This window comes from Streptosporangium becharense (assembly GCF_014204985.1).
In the GTDB taxonomy this organism is placed as follows: domain Bacteria; phylum Actinomycetota; class Actinomycetes; order Streptosporangiales; family Streptosporangiaceae; genus Streptosporangium; species Streptosporangium becharense.
Map to the genome: position 1 here is coordinate 2,729,952 of NZ_JACHMP010000001.1, position 15,878 is coordinate 2,745,829.

The following is a 15,878-nucleotide window of genomic DNA, read 5'->3' on the forward strand; positions in this document are numbered from 1 at the left end:
TGGTGGGATCTACGGCTAAAACTCATAGTTCCCGTGGAGGAGGAGGTGATGCGGGCGCGAGCGCCCTTCGTGCCCGGGCGCCCGGAACGGGCGCCGCCGTCAGCGGGAAACGGCAGGTCTCGTGGTCGGAGACAGCGGATTCGCGCTGGGAGGGGGCGGTATGGCAATCATCCCACAGGGCGGGCCCGGAAAGGCCGCGGTTCGGCCGGGCGAGTCTGGGCTCGCCGACCTCGGCACACGGCAGGGCGGGGACGGCCGTCCGGCACGCGTCCCGCCCGTCGGGCATGGCCCGCGGCACGACACCTCCAGTGGCCGACTGCTCCGGTCCCCGTTGACCGCAGCGAAGCATGCCACCGTTCCTGATATCACCTGAAAAGCCGCGAAACGTCAACGGGAATCTCCGCCGCCACGCCCATCGTACGGCCACCCGGGAGGACGTGTCCGCCGACCTCGCGGCGTCCGCCGCTCCCTCCCGCGACCGTCCGCGCCGGGCACCGAAGAGTGACCCGACCGTTACCAACCGGACGGGCGGCCCGCGCGTCTCACCGGGCAGACGTGACAGAACCTCCGAGGGAGAACGAGCATGAGCACCCCTCCGGACAGGCGGGCGTTCCTCAGGATCGGCGGCCTGTCCGTCCTGGCCGCCGGCGCCGGGAGCGCCGGGGCCACCGCCCGCCCGGCCGCCGCGAGCACGCCCGCATCCGCCGGGACGGGTGCGAACGGCCCCGCCGCGCGCGCATCCGTTCCGCACGCGGCGGGTGCGGCCGGCGCGTCCGGTGCCCGGAGCGCTCCCGGCCCCGGCGACTGGCGCGCTCTCGGCGCCGGGCTGGAGGGAAGGCTCGTCAGACCCGGCGACGCCGCGTACGACAGGGCACGACGGCTGTTCAACCCGGCCTACGACTCGGTACGCCCGGCGGCCGTGGCGTACTGCGCCAACCCCTCCGACGTCGCCGAATGCGTCACCTTCGCCCGTCGGACGGGGCTGCCGCTGGCCGTGCGGTCCGGCGGGCACTCCTACGCGGGCTGGTCCACCGGAACCGGCCTGGTCGTCGACGTCTCCCCGATGAGCTCGGTGCGCCACTCCTCGGGACGGGCCATCGTCGGGGCGGGCGCCAAGCTCGTCGACGTCTACGATCGCCTGGCCGCCGACGGGGTCTCCATCCCGGCCGGGACCTGCGCCACGGTCGGGGTGAGCGGGCTGGCGCTGGGCGGCGGGATCGGCGTGGTGTCCAGGAAGTACGGCCTGACCTGCGACGTCATGGAGTCGGTCCAGATCGTCACCGCCGACGGACGGCTGCTGACCTGCGACGCCGACCACGACGCCGACCTGTACTGGGCCTGTCGGGGTGGCGGCGGGGGCAACTTCGGGGTGGCGGTCTCCTTCGGCTTCCGCACCCACCCCGTCCGCGAGGTCACGGTGTTCTTCCTGCACTGGCCCTGGTCGAAGGCGGCCAGGGTGCTGCGCGCCTGGCAGGCGTGGGGCCCCTCGGCCCCCGACGCCCTGTGGTCGGGCATGCACCTCACCCACGAGAACGGCACGGACGTGCAGGTCGTCGGGCTCCACCTCGGCGGCCGGGCCGACTGCGAACGGCTGCTCGACCGGCTGACCGCCGCCGCCGGGTCGCCGTCGCGGAGCACGGTCGACCAGACCTCCTACCGGCACGCCATGATGCTCATGGCGGGCTGCGGCTCGCTCTCGGTCGCCCAGTGCCACCTGGGCGGCTCCCTACCGGGGCAGACCCGCGCCGGCCGGCTGTCCCGCGACACCTTCGCCGCCACGTCGCACCTGGCCTACCGGCCGCTCTCCGAGACGGGGATCAGGACCCTGGTCGCCGAGGTCTCCCGGGCGGGCGACCACACCGTGCTCCTGGACGCCCTGGGCGGCGCCGTCGGCCGGGTCCGGCCGGACGCGACGGCCTTCCCGCACCGGGCCGCCCTCTACAGCGTGCAGTACTACGCCCACCGGGCCGGAGCCGCCCGCTGGGCCCGGAACGCGCGCGCCGCGATGCGGCCCCACTTCGGCGACCACGCTTACGTCAACTACATCGACGCCGGGCTCTCCGGCTGGCGCTCGGCCTACTACGGGCCCAACGCCGCCCGCCTGGCCCGGGTCAAGGCCGCCTACGACCCCGGCCGCCTGTTCCGGATGCCCCAGGCCGTCTGACCGGCACCGCCCGGACGCGGGCGGGCGGGTGCGGGCGGGCGGGTACGGTGTGGCGACCGGCTCGGGAGGGACAGTGGTGACAGCGGCACGCCTCGCGTGGTCGTGGTGCGCGCTGACCCTGGCCCTCGCGGCGGCGGCCGTCGCCCTGGCCACGGCCGACGGGACCGCCCCGCTGTCGGTGGTCCACCTGCTGTTCGTGGCGGCCTGCGCGCTGGCGGGCGGGCTCGTCTGCGCGCACCGCCCCGGGCACGCGGTGGGCCGGCTGCTCGCGCTGAGCGCGTTCTGCTTCGCGCTCATGGAGGCCTGCGGGCACTACGCGCTCCTCGGCCTCGCCCGTCCGGGACTGCCGTTCACCGGCGCGCTGGCCTGGCCGCAGACCTGGCTCTGGGTGCCGGCCAACCTGGCGCCCACCCTGATCCCGCTGTTCTTCCCCGGCGGCCGGCTCTCCTCCCCCGCGCTGCGTCCGCTGGTCGCGGGGGCGGTCGCCGTCGCGGCGGCGGCCGCGACGGTGAGCGCGTTAACCCCCGGCGAGAACCACCAGGTCGGTGTCGGCACCGGCCTGCCCAACCCGCTCGGTGTGCCGGCCCTCGCCGGCCTCGCGCCGATCCCCGAGGCGGTGCTGACGGTCCTGCTCCCGCTGGTGTTCGTCACCGGCGCCGTGGACCTGGCCGTGCGGGCGTGGCGGAGCGGGGAGATCGGACGCCGCCAGATCGTGTGGCTGGTCTACGTGGTCGCGATCGAGACGGCCGTGATCGGGGCCAGGCTGACGGCCGGGCTCACCGACGACGTCCCCGACGCCGTCTGGCCCGCGACCGACATCGTCTGGGAACTGGTCGGCGCCTCGGGGGCCACCCTCATCCCGGTCGCCATCTGCGCGGCCGTCCTGCGCCGCCGGCTCTTCGACATCGACCTGGTGATCAACCGGACGCTGGTCTACGGGCTGCTGTCGGGCTGCGTGACCGGCGGCTACGTCCTCGCGGTCGGCTACCTGGGCACGGTGCTCCCCACCGGCGGCCCGACGGTCCCGGTGCTGGCCGCCGGGCTGGTGGCGCTGGTCTTCGCGCCGCTGCGGCGGCGGCTGCAGAGCTGGGTCAACCTGCTGGTGTACGGCGAGCGCGACGACCCGTACGCGGCGCTCACCCGCCTGGGCCGCAGGCTGGAGAGCACCGCGGACCCCGACACCGTGCTGCCGGGGGTCGCACGCTCGGTCGCCGAGGCGCTGCGACTGCCGTACGCGGCGGTGGAGACGGCCGGGGGCGACCGGTACGCGCACGGCACGGCCGGGCTCGCCGAGGCGGCCGGGGCGGGCCCGGTGCGACTGCCGTTGACGCACAACGGCGAGCGGGTCGGTGCCCTGGTCCTGTCACCCCGGCCGGGTGAGAGCCGCTTCGGCACCCGCGACCTGCGCGTCCTGAGCGACCTGGCCCGGCAGGTGGCGGTGGCCGTGCACGCCGTACGGCTCTCCGCCGACCTGCGGCGCTCCCGGGAACGGCTGGTGATGGCCCGGGAGGAGGAGCGGCGCAGGCTCCGGCGCGACCTGCACGACGGGCTCGGCCCCACCCTGGCGGCGTTGACCATGCGGGCCGAGGCGGCGCACGACCTGGTCGCCGACGAGCGTGCGCGGCGGCTGCTCACCGAGATCGTCGGTGACGCCGAGGCCGCGCTGGCCGACGTGCGGACCCTGGTGGACGGGCTCCGCCCGCCCGCGCTGGACTCCCTGGGGCTGACCGGGGCGTTGCGCGTCCACGCGACCCGGGAGCCGTCCGGGCTGCGGGTGGACGTGCACGCCCCGGACGACCTGCCCGCACTGCCCGCCGCCACCGAGGTCGCCGCCTACCGGATCGCGGGCGAGGCGCTGGCCAACGCGCGTCGGCACGCCGGCGCGACCCGTGCGGAGCTGCGGATCGAGGCCGTGGACGGGACGCTGAGGCTGGAGATCTCCGACGACGGCCGCGGGATCGGACCGCACGGGCTTGCCGCGCGGTCGTGGGACGCCGGGATCGGGGACACCGGAGCCGGGAGCACGGGGGCCGGGGATGCCGGGATCGGGGACACCGGAGCCGGGAGCACCGGGGCCGGGGACGCCGGGCCCCGGGGCACCGGGGTCGGGTTGGCGTCGATGCGCGAACGGGCCGTGGAGCTGGGCGGGTCGTGCACGTTCGAGGAACGCCCGGGAGGCGGGACACTCGTCAGGGTGGAACTGCCCGCGGGTGAGAGGAGGAACCGCAGTGATCAGTGTCCTGGTGGTCGACGACCACCCGGGGTTCCGCGCGGGGCTGCGGACCCTCCTGTCGACGGCCGAGGGGATCGAGGTCCGTGACGAGGCGGGCAGCGGAGAGCAGGCACTCGCGCTGGTCGGGTCGGCCCAGCCGGACGTGGTGCTGATGGACCTGGCGATGCCCGGCATGGGCGGGATCGCGGCGATCGAGCACCTGGCCCGCGACCACCCGCACATCAAGGTGATCGTGCTCAGCATGTCGGACGACGACGACTCGGTGTTCGCCGCCATGCGGGCCGGGGCCCGCGGGTACGTCCTCAAGGGCGCCCGCAGGGCCGAGCTCGTCCGGTCGGTGCAGACGGTGGCCGACGGGGGTGCCGTCTTCGGTCCCGCCCTCGCCTCCCGGCTGGTGGGCTACTTCTCCGCCGGGCAGCGCGCCGAGCCCGCGCTGCCCGACCTGACCAGGCGGGAACGGGAGATCCTCGGGCTGCTCGCCGGGCACCTGACCAACCAGCAGATCGCGACCCGGCTCGGGCTGAGCCAGAAGACGGTCCGCAACCACGTGTCGGCCGTCCTCACCAAGCTCCAGGTGACCGACCGGGCACAGGCGATCATGCGTGCGCGGGAAGCGGGCCTCTGATCCCGTCACGCCACTCGGCGTCCGACATGCGCAGCACGCGCAGCCCGATCCAGCCGTAGGCGACCAGCTGCACCAGCGGGCCGATCGCTTGCACGACGGGCGGCTGCTCCTTGGTCATGAACGGCACCACCGTTCCCGCGAGCGCCACGACGGGCACCCACCAGGGGATGGTCCGGACCATGACCAGCGTGATGAGCAACAGGAACAGCCCGACGTAGAGCAGGAAGCCAGGCAGCAGCATGCCGAACAGGAAACCGGGCAGTTCCCCGGCCCGCTCCGTCACCGCCTCGGCCTGCTCATCGGGCAGCGTCAGGGCCAGTGCCAGGTCGTAGAAGTCGGTGGTGAAGAGCGTCAGCCCGTGGCCGGCGCCGATCAGCCCGAACACCACCCCGATCCCGCCCGCGACCGGGGCCCGCTCACGCAGCAGGTGCCCGAGGGCGAGGACGACCGGGATGAGAGCGAGTGTCGCCCAGATGTAGAGCAGCGCGCTGACCTGCACGGTCGTCGCGTGCGTCCGGAAGATCCCGGGGTCGTGGTCGGCGCCGGGGGGCGAGGTCAGGAAGGCCAGGAACGCCAGCGCCGGCCAGGCGAACAGGGCGACCCCGGCGGCCACCCTGCGAAACGCGTCAGGTTTTCTCAACACCCGTCCAGCCAACCGGCAACCCGTCCCGGGACGCTCGGGCGATCGTCCCCCTCTTCCCGGGAGGAACGCCCGCCCGGACCGGGACAGGCCGGCCGGGTGTCTCCGGTCTCCCCGGCGGGGACACCCGGCCGCATCGGGACCGTTCGGGTGTCCTCAGTCTCCCCGGGTGAAGTAGGGCAGGACCTCGGGGTTGGCCATGGCGTCGAGGTTGGCGGCCTTCTCCGGCGGGACACCGAGGAGGATCTTGCGGACGGGGACCTCCAGCTTCTTGCCGCTGAGCGTGCGGGGGATGCCCGGCACCTCGATGATCTCGTTCGGCACGTGGCGCGGGGAGAGCGCCTCCCGCAGGTCAGCGCGCAGGCGCGCCACCAGGTCGTCGGTCAGGGTCGCCTCCTCGGCCATGGTGACGTAGAGCAGCAGGCTGCCCTCCTGCCCGAGCTGGCCGGTGTCGATCACCAGGCTGTCGGCGATCTCCTCGAAGCGCTCCACCACCCGGTAGAACTCGCTGGTGCCCATGCGGACGCCGCCCCGGTTCAGCGTCGAGTCGGAACGGCCGTAGATCACGCAGCCCCCGTCGGGCAGGATCTTGATCCAGTCGCCGTGCCGCCAGACGCCGGGGAACTCGGCGAAGTAGCTCTCCCGGTAGCGTGACCCGTCGGCGTCGTTCCAGAACATGACCGGCATCGACGGCATCGGCAGGGTCAGCACCAGCTCGCCGACCTCGCCGACCAGCGGCGCTCCCGACGGGTCGAACGACTCCACCTTCGCCCCCAGGCAGCGGCACGGGATCACCCCGGCCCGGACCGGGAGCAGCGGGACGGCGCCCACGAAGCCGGTGCAGACGTCGGTGCCCCCGGAGAACGAACCCAGCTGCACGTCGGGCAGCGCGTCGTGCACCCAGGCGAACCCCTCCGGAGGCAGCGGGGAACCGGTCGAGCCGAGCCCGCGCAGCCGGTCGAGGCCCGCCGGTTCGAGCCCCGCCTTCATCGACGCGATCAGGTACGGCGCGCCGGTGCCGAAGTAGGTCACGCCCTCCTCGGCGGCCAGCCGCCACAGCGCGTCCGTCTCCGGGTGGGTGGCCGACCCGTCGTACAGCACCACCGTCGCGCCGACCAGGAGGCCGCCGACGAGGTAGTTCCACATCATCCAGCCGGTGGTGGTGTACCAGAAGAAGACGTCGTCCTCGCCCAGGTCCTGGTGGAAGGAGAGCGCCTTGAGGTGCTCCAGGACCACGCCGCCGTGGCCGTGCACGATCGGCTTGGGCAGCCCGGTGGTGCCCGAGGAGTAGACGATCCAGAGCGGGTGCCCGAACGGCACCGGCTCGAAGTCGAGCGGCCCGGCGTCCGCCCGCAACTCCTCCCAGGACACCGTGGCGACGCCGCCCTCGGGGCCGGACTCCCGCTCCGCGTCCCGCCCGGCCGCGTCCGGCCCGCCGACGCGCACCAGGGCGACCAGGGTAGGCAGCCGGGAGGCGATGTCGCGGACGACCTCGGCGCGGTCGAACCGTCTGCCGTTGTAATCGTAGCCGTCGACCGCGACGAGCACCTTCGGCTCGATCTGGGTGAAGCGGTCGATCACACTGGGGGCTCCGAAGTCGGGCGAGCAGGACGACCAGACGGCTCCCAGGGAGGCGGTGGCCAGGAAGGCGACCAGCGTCTCGGGGATGTTCGGCGCGTAGGCGGCGACCCGGTCGCCCCGCCCGACGCCCAGGGCTGCCAGGCCGGCGCGGACCCGCGCCACCTCCTCGGCCAGCTCGCCGAGGGTGAGCGTGCGCCGCCCGCCCGCCTCGTCACGGGAGACGACCGCGAGCCGGTCGGGGTCGGCGGCGGCCCCGCGCAGCGCGTTGGCCGCGTAGTTGAGCGTCGATCCTTCGAACCACCGGGTGCCGGGCATCTCACCCGAGATCACCGGGCCGTCGCCGCGTTCCCCCACGACGCCGAAGTAGTCCCAGATCGACGTCCAGAACTCGGCGGGGGCGTCCACCGACCACCGCCACAGCGACTCGTAGTCGGCCGACCGGCCGAGCCACTCGGCGTAGCGGGTGATCCTGGCGTTCTTCACGACCTCCGGAGAGGGCTCCCAGAGCAGCGCACCTTCCTCAACCATGGCCCCATCCTCTCGGCGCCCGCCGGGAATGTCATCCCCCGCACCCACACACCCTCCCCGTGAACGGTGTGGAGCGGCCACGCACGCCCCGGCGGCCCTCCCACACAACGGGCATCACCGCGCCGGAGCGTTCGCAGCCTCATGATCCGGACTCCCGGACAGCCTCCTAGGCGGAGCCGTGGCCGGTGGCGCGGGCGGGGGAGGTGAGAGCGACGACGGCGGCGGCCACCCGGGAGGGGTCGCCCAGGTCGGGCAGGACCAGGTCGGCGCCGGCCTCGCGCAGCTCGGCCGGGAGGGAGCGTCCGGAGGCGACCCCGATCATCGCGACCCCGGCGATCCTGGCGGCCTGGACGTCGCGGGCCGAGTCGCCGATCAGCACCGTGTTGCCGCCGTCGAAGACCACACCGTGCCTCCGCCCGGCGCGGCCCTGCGCGACCTGCAACAGGGTGGCCTTGGGGTAGACCTCCTCGCCGTAACCGCCGATCTCGAAGTCGACGTACCCGTCCAGGCCGAAGGCGGCCAGCTTGTGCACCGCGTTGCTCCTGATCGTGCCGGTGAGCACCGACTGGGCGGTGCCGTCGAGCTCCGCCACGGCCCGCAACGCCTCGCGGGCCCCGGCCATCATCCGGCCGTCCCGGGCCAGGCGCTCACGCCGGGCCCCGAAGGAACGGGCCAGGGCGTGCAGGAACCGGGGCAGGTGGTCGTCGTCGGGGACGATCCCGTTGAGGGCGATCATCTCGAAGACGATCTCCGAGTCCGGTCGTCCGTTCGGCGGGGTCAGTTTGACCAGTGGCCTGCCGGTGACCTCGCGGAACGCCTCCGCGTACGCCTCACGGGTGACGATGGACACGTCGACCAGGGTGAGATCGATGTTCCACAGGACGAGGCGGTTGATCATGGCCTCCTGGGGTGAGGGGGGATGCCCAGGGTAAGGGCGGCACGCGCCGGGATCACCATCGATGCCGGAACCGTCTGGTCCGGGCCTGCCGGGGCGACCCCGCCCGATGCCGCACCGGCCGGAGAGGCCTGCGCCGGGTGTTCCCGGACGGCGCCGCCGGTGGTTCCTAGGCGGCGTAGTCGAGGGCGTCGGCCAGGGTGTCGACGACCGGCCCTCCGAAGGCCAGCAGGTCCGCCCGGCTCGTCATGCCCCCGCTGTAGAGGACGGCACGCGCTCCGACGTGCTGGGCGGCGTGCGCGTCGTCCAGACTGTCGCCGATCACCACCACGTCGGCCGGGTCCACGCCGAGCGCGGCCAGGTGGGCGACCATCCACTCGGCCTTGGGCCCGCCCGTGGCGCTGCGCAGGCCGTCGACGCGGGTGAAGTAGTGGTCGATGCCGAACTCGGTGATCTTGGGAACCAGCCGCTCGTGTGCCCACATGGACAGCAGCGACTGCCGACCTCCGGCGTCCTTCCAGCTCTCCAGGCTCGCCAGCGCGTCGGCGGCGAGCCCGCACTCCAGCATCAGCCGGTGGTAGTGCTCGTGGAAGGCGAAGTCGAGCCGCTCCCACTCCCCCTCGTAGAGGGAGCGGCCGAGCATGCGCTCGTAGGCGGCCCAGATCGGGCGTGTGTAGACGGCGCGGAACCCGTCGGCGTCGTACGACCCCAGCCCGTAGGGCTCGAACACCATGTTCGTCGCCCCGACCACGGCTTCGATGTCGTGGAAGAGAGTGCCGTTCCAGTCCCAGACGATGTGCTTAGTCATATCCCCTCAAGCGTAGCCAACCGCCGCATACGACACACAAGGCGCCGGACGCGGAGGCCCAGGGACGGCCACCGCTCCCACGGTCACAGCCCTGGACCTTCTGACACCGACGTCCCCATGATGAAACCGCCCGAGGAACCCCAAAAGGACTTGATCGTAAAAATGGCGAAATAGCTATCTTTAAAGTGCTTGATCCGTCTCCGGCCGGTCCCCACGGGGCCGTCCGGGATCAGCCGACCAGGTCGGGGATCTCCTGGGTGGCGTACCACAGCAGTTCGTTGGCCTCGGCCCCGTCCACGGTGAACCGGGCGTCGTCGTCGCCCAGGTCGGCCGCGGGCAGCGCCGCGACGGCGGCCTCGACGTCCTTGACCGCCGACGGGTCGTCCACGTGGACCGCGGCGATCTTCGCCATCGGCACCGGCGCCGCGAGCCGCACCCGGGCCCGCTCCTCCAGGTCGACACCGCCGCTGACGTCGCCGTCCGGCACGTCGGCCGCGAGGACCACCCGCCGCGCGGCCACCTCCGCCCCGTCGGCGCGGTCGGCGGCGATCAGCCGCAGGGACTCCCTGGCCGCCTCGGTCAGGGCGACGTACTCCAGTTCCTCGGTGTCACCCGAGACGTACCACTCGATCAACGCGGGGGTCACCGCGTAACCGGTCAACGGGGCCGGGCCCACCTCCCCCGCTGCGGCCACGCGGGCCAGCGCCGGGAGCGTACACGGCAGGTAGACGCGCATCCATGCCTCGATCTTGTTCTCCACGATCGGCGCCGGTTCGGCGCCGATTCACCCACGAGTGTGCCAGCCCCGGCGGCCCCGCAGGGAGATTGCCCGCGCGCCGCGGCCCACGCCCGGCGGACGGCCCGCCGCGGCGCACACTCACCGGCCCGCCGCGGCGCACGCCCGGCGGACCGCCCCTCCCTGCGAGAGGTCTTCCGCTCCCGGCGGGCGGCCCCCGCCGGGAGGCGTTCACCCGCCCGCCGTCAGCGCAGGGGGACGCGGAGAAGGGTCTCCAGTTCGGAGATGGTCGTCTCGGGGTCGCGGTGGTGCACACCCACGATGCCGAGCCCGCGGGCGGCGCGGACGTTGGCCTCGACGTCGTCGACGAACACGCACTCCCGCCCGGACAGGCCGATCCTGCCCAGCGCGTGCCGGAAGATCCTCGGCTCGGGCTTGCGCATGCCCACCTCCCCGGAGATGACGACCTCGTCGAAGACGTCGTCCCAGCCGTCCCGGGGGTACTCGTTGGCCCACGAGTTGGACAGCAGGCAGGTCCGCACCCCGGCGGCGCGGGCCTCGCGCAGCATCTCGTACATCGGCTCGACCCGGTGGAACCGGGAGAACATCCTGGCCAGCAGCCCCTCGGCGACCGGTGGCACGCCGTCCATGGTGACCAGCCGCGCGGCCAGGCCGCGTTCGAAGTCCAGTGCGGAGATCTCACCGCGCTCCAGAGCGTGGATCATGTTCTCCCCCTCGGCGGAGCCCTCGTACGCGTTCGCGACGAGTTCGCGCATCACCCCCCGGTAGTGGTCGGGGTCGAGCCGCTCGGCGGCGATCCACTCCGCGACGGCCTCGGAGAGCCCGACGGTGAGCACCCCGCCCCAGTCGATCAGCACTCCCTTGAGCATCCCGCCTCCTCGATGGAACGGGTTCCAGAGTAGGCGTGGCCGGTGCAGGACCGCGGAGGGGGTGGTGCGAGACTGGCCGCCATGGACTTCGCGCTCAGCAGCAAGGCGCAGGAATACCTCGCCAACCTGACCGATTTCATGGATGCGCATGTGTACCCGGCGGAGCCGGTGTACCACGCGTGGCGACGCGACAAGGGCCACGACAACCACGAACTGCCCCCCGTGGTGGAGGAACTCAAGGCCGAGGCACGCTCACGCGGCCTGTGGAACCTGTTCCTGCCCGACGAGTCCGGCCTGTCGGTGCTCGACTATGCCACCCTGGCCGAGGTCACCGGCCGTTCCATCGATCTGGCCCCCGAGGCGCTGAACTGCGCCGCGCCCGACACCGGGAACATGGAGGTCCTGCACATGTTCGGCTCGCCGCAGCAGCGGGAGCGCTGGCTGCGGCCCCTGCTCGACGGCGAGATCCGCTCGGCCTTCGCGATGACCGAACCCGCGGTGGCCTCCAGCGACGCGAACAACATCGCCACCTCCATTCGGCGGGACGGCTCCGAGTACGTGATCAACGGCCGCAAGTGGTTCATCACCGGGGCGGCCGACCCGCGCTGCGAGATCATGATCGTGATGGGCAAGACCGACCCGGACGCGCCACCGCACCGCCAGCAGTCGATGATCCTCGTTCCGGTGAACACCCCCGGCGTGGAGATCGTCCGGCATCTGCCCCTCTTCGGCTATCAGGACCAGCACGGGCACTCCGAGATCGTGTTCACCGACGTCCGGGTGCCCGCGGCGAACCTGGTCGGCGAGGAGGGCGACGGCTTCCGTATCGCCCAGGCCCGCCTGGGCCCCGGCCGCATCCACCACTGCATGCGCGCCATCGGCATGGCGGAGCGGGCCCTGGAGCTGATGTGCGGTCGGGCCGCCAACCGGGTGGCGTTCGGCCAGACGCTCGCCCAGCAAGGCGTCGTGCAGCAGCAGATCGCCGAGTCGCGCCTGGCCATCGAGCAGGCCCGGCTGCTGACCCTCAAGGCCGCCTGGATGATCGACACCGTCGGGACCAGGGCCGCCGCCTCGGAGATCTCCGCCATCAAGGTCGTCGCCCCCCGGATGGCCTGCGAGGTCATCGACCGGGCCATCCAGGTCCACGGCGGCATGGGCGTCTCCGACGACGTCCCGCTCGCCATGATGTACGCCCAGGCCCGCGCGATGCGCATCTTCGACGGCCCGGACGAGGTGCACATCCGCACCGTCGCCCGGCGCGAGCTCAAGCCCTACCTCTCCTAGGACTCCTGGGGGACTCCCCGGGACCTCTCCCTGGGGTCCCGGGGGCTCCGCTGACGGCGCGTCCCGAAGCCGGGCACGCCGTCAGCGGACGCAGGAGTCGATCAGCGGGCGCGGGAGTTGATCAGCCGGGCCAGCTTGCGGTGCTCCTCCGAGCGCAGCACGCGTTCGGCCTCGGCCGGGTCGGCCACCGGGGCCTTCTCCAGCAGGCCGCGGGCGTCCTTGAGCGTCAGCAGGCGCCGGACGGACTCATCGAGCCGGTCGGCGGGGATCCTCCCGGACTTCACCGCCTCCAGCACCGCCCGGTACGCCTTGGGGTAGTCCGGCGGCATGAGCAGCAGGTCGGCCCCGGCCAGGATCGCCCGCACGGCCACCTCACCGTCGCCGTACCTCTCACGCACCCCCGCCATGTCCAGCGCGTCGGTCGAGACCACCCCGTCGAAGCCGAGCTTCTTGCGCAGCAGCCCGGTCAGGATCGGCTTGGACAGCGTGGCGGGATCACCGGACGGGTCGAGCTTCGGCATGACGACGTGAGCGCTCATGATCGCGTCGACGTTCTCGGCGATCGCGGCGGCGAACGGCGGGGCGTCGAGTCTGTCCCACTGAGCGCGGGAATGCTTGATCACCGGCAGGCCGGTGTGGCTGTCGACGGAGGTGTCGCCGTGTCCGGGGAAGTGCTTGGCGGTGGAGGCGATGCCGGCGTCGTGGAAGCCGCGCACCGCGGCGGCGACCATCGGCGCGACCTTGCGCGGGTCGGAGCCGTAGGCGCGCGGGCCGATCACCGGGTTGCGCGGGTTGACGTTGACGTCGGCGACCGGGGCGAAGTCGAGGTTGACCCCCAGGGCACGCAGCTCCACCCCCGTCGCCTCGGCGGCCCTGCGGGCCAGCGACGGGTCACCGGTCGAGCCGATCACCGAGGCCCCCGGCAGGTCGCTGACCAGCGGCGCGAGCCGGGACACCCGGCCGTTCTCCTGGTCGGCGGCGATCAGCAGCGGGATCTCCGGCGACGCCTTCTGCAACCCGTTGGTCAGCGCCACGACCTGCCGGACGTTCTTGACGTTGCCCGCCCAGGGGAACAGGATCACGCCGCCCGGACGGTACTTGGCGATCATCTTCGCCGGGGTGCCGACCCCGAAGCGCGCCTGGTTCTCCCCCGACGTCTCCTCGGCCGCCGCCCCGTACAGCACGGGCATGAAGAGCTGGCCGACCTTCTCCTCCACGCTCATCGAGGCGAGCACCGCCTCCACCCCGGAGGGCTTGGGCGTCGAGGGCGCCGCCGGGGTGGCGGGGGCCGCGGGGGCGGACGTCACCGCCGCGTCCGCGGCGCGGTCCTTCCTCGCCGGACCGGACGCGGCCGGAGCCGCCGCTCCCGACGCGGCGCACCCGGCCACCACGGTCGTGATAACTGCCATCCCCGTCGCACGCATCCACCGAGCCATGACTCCCACGCTATCCGCGCGGGCGACCCGACACGCCACCCCCCGCCGTCCGCGTCCCCGTCGTGCCCGGATCCCGGGGAGGAGCCGGAGCCCCGTCACAGGGCCAGGGCGGCGAGTCCCGGCAGGCGGGAGCGGGCCGCGGCGCGGGCCTCCGCCGCCGACGCGGTCCCCCGCGCGGCGCGGGCGGCCAGGACGCACTCCTCGCGGCTGTGGCGCGAGAGCGCGGCCCGGACGGCGGGCAGCGCGGGCGGGGACATCGACAGCGAGGTGACGCCCAGCCCGACCAGCACGCAGGCGAGGGCCGGGTCCGCGGCGGCCTCACCGCACACGCCGCAGGGCTTGCCGTGTTCCCCGGCCCCCTCCGCGGCCAGCGCGACCAGGTCGAGGAGCGCGGGCTGCCAGGGGTCGTGGAGCGCGGCCAGCGCACCCACCTGCCGGTCGGCGGCGAAGGCGTACTGGGCCAGGTCGTTGGTGCCGAGGGACAGGAAGTCGACCGTCGCGGCCAGGTCGGAGGCCCGCAGCGCCGCCGACGGTATCTCGACCATCACTCCCGCCGAGGGCAACCCCGCCGCACCGCAGGCGGCGGCGAACCAGGCGGCCTCCTCGACACCGGCCACCATCGGCGCCATCACCTCGACTCTCGACGGGGCTCCGGAAGCCGCTCGGGCCAGTGCGGTGAGCTGGGTGTCCATGATCTCCGGGTGCGTCCGGAAGAGCCGGAGCCCCCGCTCCCCCAGCGCGGGATTCGGCTCATCGCCCCCCGGCGGCAGGAACGCGAGGGGTTTGTCCGCGCCCGCGTCGAGCGTCCGCACGACCACCCGGCCGCCGGGGAAGGCGTTCAGCACCTCCCGGTAGGCGGCCTCCTGCTCCTCCATGGAGGGGGCCGAGGCCCGGTCGAGGAAGAGGAACTCGGTCCGGTAGAGCCCGACGCCCTCCGCGCCGTGCTCCAGCGCGGCGGCCACGTCGCGCGGCCCGCCGATGTTGGCCAGCAGCGGCACCCGGTGCCCGTCAGAGGTGGCTCCCGGCCCGGTGGCGGCGGCCAGCGCGGCCCCCCACGCCGCGGCGGCGGCCAGTGCCCCGGCCACCTCGCCGTCGGTGGGCCCGGCGCGGACGACGCCGCCGGTCCCGTCGACCAGCACCCGGGTGCCCGCCGCGATCGAGGTCGCCCCGGGACAGGCCACGACCGCCGGCACGCCGATCGCGCGGGCCAGGATCGCGGTGTGGCTGGTCGGCCCGCCCTCCTCGGTGACGAAGGCCGCGACCACGTCCCGGGAGAGCAGCGCGGTGTCGGCGGGCGCCAGGTCGTGGGCGACGAGGACGTACGGCTCGGCGGCGCGGGCGGGCACACCCGGAAGGGGCCGCCCTTCGAGGACCGCGACGGCCCGGTCCCTGACGTCGTCCAGGTCCGCGACGCGCGCGCCGAGATACCCCCCGGCCCCGGCGAGCGCCTCACGGTAACGGCCGAACGCCTCGTAGACCGCGCGGGCGGCGGCGGCACCCCCGTCGATCGACTGCGCCACCTCGGCGGCCAGGCCCGGATCACGCGCCATCATGGCCTGGGCGCCCAGGATGCCCTCGGCCTCCCCGCCCGCCCGCACGCCCCGCTCCTCCAGGTCGGCCGCGACCCGCTCCAGCGCCGCCCCGGCCCTGGCCCGCTCCGCCGCGGCGTCCCCGTCGTGCCGGGCGTCCGGGGACGGGACGACGACCTCGTACGACAGGACGTACGCCGGGCCGACGCCCACCCCCGGGCTGACCCCCACCCCCGTGAGCGCGGTCATGGTGCCGATGCGATACCGGCGAGTTGGTCGACCAGGTCGTCGGCTCCCTCACCCTCCGCCCTGATCACCACGGTGTCGCCCTGGCGGACGTCGAGTGAGAGCACCGCGAGGATGCTCTTGGCGTTCACCGGCTTGCCGCTCCCCTTGGCGACGGTGACGTCCAGGGACGCCTTGGCGGCGGTCTGCACGAAGGTGGCCGCGGGGCGGGCGTGCAGGCCGACCTCGGACGCAACGGTGACTTGGCGCTCGGCCACGGAATCCTCCTGGAAGAGTCGGCCGG

13 protein-coding genes are annotated in these 15,878 nt (G+C 73.8%); 4 read left to right on the top strand and 9 right to left on the bottom strand.

Annotation, left to right across the window (positions count from 1 at the left end; translation table 11 throughout):
* Nucleotides 1–583: 583 nt before the first annotated feature.
* From F4562_RS11630 to F4562_RS11640, 3 genes are all read left to right on the top strand, one after another.
* Nucleotides 584–2,164: an FAD-binding oxidoreductase gene (locus tag F4562_RS11630; RefSeq protein ID WP_184538784.1), complete on the top strand. Its 1,581-nt coding sequence runs from the start codon at nt 584–586 to the stop codon at nt 2,162–2,164.
* A gap of 76 nt (nt 2,165–2,240) precedes the next feature.
* Entirely contained in the window at nt 2,241–4,484 is a 2,244-nt protein-coding gene (locus F4562_RS36290; RefSeq protein WP_184538782.1) for a sensor histidine kinase, read from the top strand.
* Nucleotides 4,393–5,022 (top strand): response regulator transcription factor, encoded by a 630-nt coding sequence (locus F4562_RS11640; protein WP_184538780.1) that lies wholly within the window; start codon nt 4,393–4,395, stop codon nt 5,020–5,022. The genes F4562_RS36290 and F4562_RS11640 overlap by 92 nt, the downstream gene beginning before the upstream one ends.
* Here the strand turns inward: F4562_RS11640 and F4562_RS11645 are convergent.
* The 6 genes from F4562_RS11645 to F4562_RS11670 all read right to left on the bottom strand — a co-directional run bounded on the left by F4562_RS11645 (nt 4,994) and on the right by F4562_RS11670 (nt 11,100).
* Entirely contained in the window at nt 4,994–5,662 is a 669-nt protein-coding gene (locus F4562_RS11645; RefSeq protein WP_184538778.1) for a hypothetical protein, read from the bottom strand. The genes F4562_RS11640 and F4562_RS11645 overlap by 29 nt on opposite strands.
* 156 nt (nt 5,663–5,818) lie before the next feature.
* Complete coding sequence (locus F4562_RS11650; RefSeq protein WP_184538776.1) at nt 5,819–7,771, bottom strand: acetoacetate--CoA ligase; 1,953 nt, start codon at nt 7,769–7,771, stop codon at nt 5,819–5,821.
* Between the two features lie 166 nt (nt 7,772–7,937).
* Nucleotides 7,938–8,669 carry an HAD family hydrolase gene (locus F4562_RS11655; protein WP_184538774.1) on the bottom strand — a complete coding sequence of 244 codons (732 nt, stop codon included), beginning with the start codon at nt 8,667–8,669 and terminating at the stop codon, nt 7,938–7,940.
* A 166-nt stretch (nt 8,670–8,835) separates the two neighbouring features.
* Nucleotides 8,836–9,474, bottom strand: a complete 639-nt coding sequence (locus tag F4562_RS11660; RefSeq protein ID WP_184538772.1) for an HAD family hydrolase — start codon at nt 9,472–9,474, stop codon at nt 8,836–8,838.
* Nucleotides 9,475–9,703: 229 nt separating this feature from the next.
* On the bottom strand, nt 9,704–10,210 hold the full coding sequence (locus tag F4562_RS11665; protein WP_184539586.1) for a DUF6912 family protein: 507 nt from the start codon (nt 10,208–10,210) through the stop codon (nt 9,704–9,706).
* Nucleotides 10,211–10,455: 245 nt separating this feature from the next.
* Nucleotides 10,456–11,100 (bottom strand): HAD family hydrolase, encoded by a 645-nt coding sequence (locus F4562_RS11670; RefSeq protein ID WP_184538770.1) that lies wholly within the window; start codon nt 11,098–11,100, stop codon nt 10,456–10,458.
* 81 nt (nt 11,101–11,181) lie between these two features.
* On the opposite strand from F4562_RS11670, the gene F4562_RS11675 reads away from it, so the two are divergent.
* A complete protein-coding gene (locus F4562_RS11675; RefSeq protein WP_184538768.1) occupies nt 11,182–12,384 on the top strand; it encodes an acyl-CoA dehydrogenase family protein in 1,203 nt (400 codons plus the stop codon).
* Between the two features lie 101 nt (nt 12,385–12,485).
* On the opposite strand, the gene F4562_RS11680 is transcribed toward F4562_RS11675, so the two are convergent.
* From F4562_RS11680 to F4562_RS11690, 3 genes are all read right to left on the bottom strand, one after another.
* Complete coding sequence (locus F4562_RS11680; protein ID WP_184538766.1) at nt 12,486–13,793, bottom strand: glycoside hydrolase family 3 protein; 1,308 nt, start codon at nt 13,791–13,793, stop codon at nt 12,486–12,488.
* Nucleotides 13,794–13,915: 122 nt separating this feature from the next.
* Entirely contained in the window at nt 13,916–15,598 is a 1,683-nt protein-coding gene (gene ptsP / locus F4562_RS11685) for a phosphoenolpyruvate--protein phosphotransferase (protein ID WP_184538764.1), read from the bottom strand.
* Nucleotides 15,595–15,852: an HPr family phosphocarrier protein gene (locus tag F4562_RS11690; protein WP_184538762.1), complete on the bottom strand. Its 258-nt coding sequence runs from the start codon at nt 15,850–15,852 to the stop codon at nt 15,595–15,597. The genes ptsP and F4562_RS11690 overlap by 4 nt, the downstream gene beginning before the upstream one ends.
* Nucleotides 15,853–15,878 lie beyond the last annotated feature (26 nt).

Excerpts from the sequence above, each read along its gene's own strand:
- ptsP (WP_184538764.1), bottom strand. The coding sequence starts at position 15,598 with ATGACCGCGCTCACGGGGGTGGGGGTCAGCCCGGGGGTGGGCGTCGGC.
- F4562_RS11650 (WP_184538776.1), bottom strand. The coding sequence starts at position 7,771 with ATGGTTGAGGAAGGTGCGCTGCTCTGGGAGCCCTCTCCGGAGGTCGTG.
- F4562_RS11655 (WP_184538774.1), bottom strand. The coding sequence starts at position 8,669 with ATGATCAACCGCCTCGTCCTGTGGAACATCGATCTCACCCTGGTCGAC.
- F4562_RS11630 (WP_184538784.1), top strand. The coding sequence starts at position 584 with ATGAGCACCCCTCCGGACAGGCGGGCGTTCCTCAGGATCGGCGGCCTG.
- F4562_RS11665 (WP_184539586.1), bottom strand. The coding sequence starts at position 10,210 with ATGCGCGTCTACCTGCCGTGTACGCTCCCGGCGCTGGCCCGCGTGGCC.
- F4562_RS11675 (WP_184538768.1), top strand. The coding sequence starts at position 11,182 with ATGGACTTCGCGCTCAGCAGCAAGGCGCAGGAATACCTCGCCAACCTG.
- F4562_RS11660 (WP_184538772.1), bottom strand. The coding sequence starts at position 9,474 with ATGACTAAGCACATCGTCTGGGACTGGAACGGCACTCTCTTCCACGAC.
- F4562_RS11680 (WP_184538766.1), bottom strand. The coding sequence starts at position 13,793 with ATGGCAGTTATCACGACCGTGGTGGCCGGGTGCGCCGCGTCGGGAGCG.
- F4562_RS11670 (WP_184538770.1), bottom strand. The coding sequence starts at position 11,100 with ATGCTCAAGGGAGTGCTGATCGACTGGGGCGGGGTGCTCACCGTCGGG.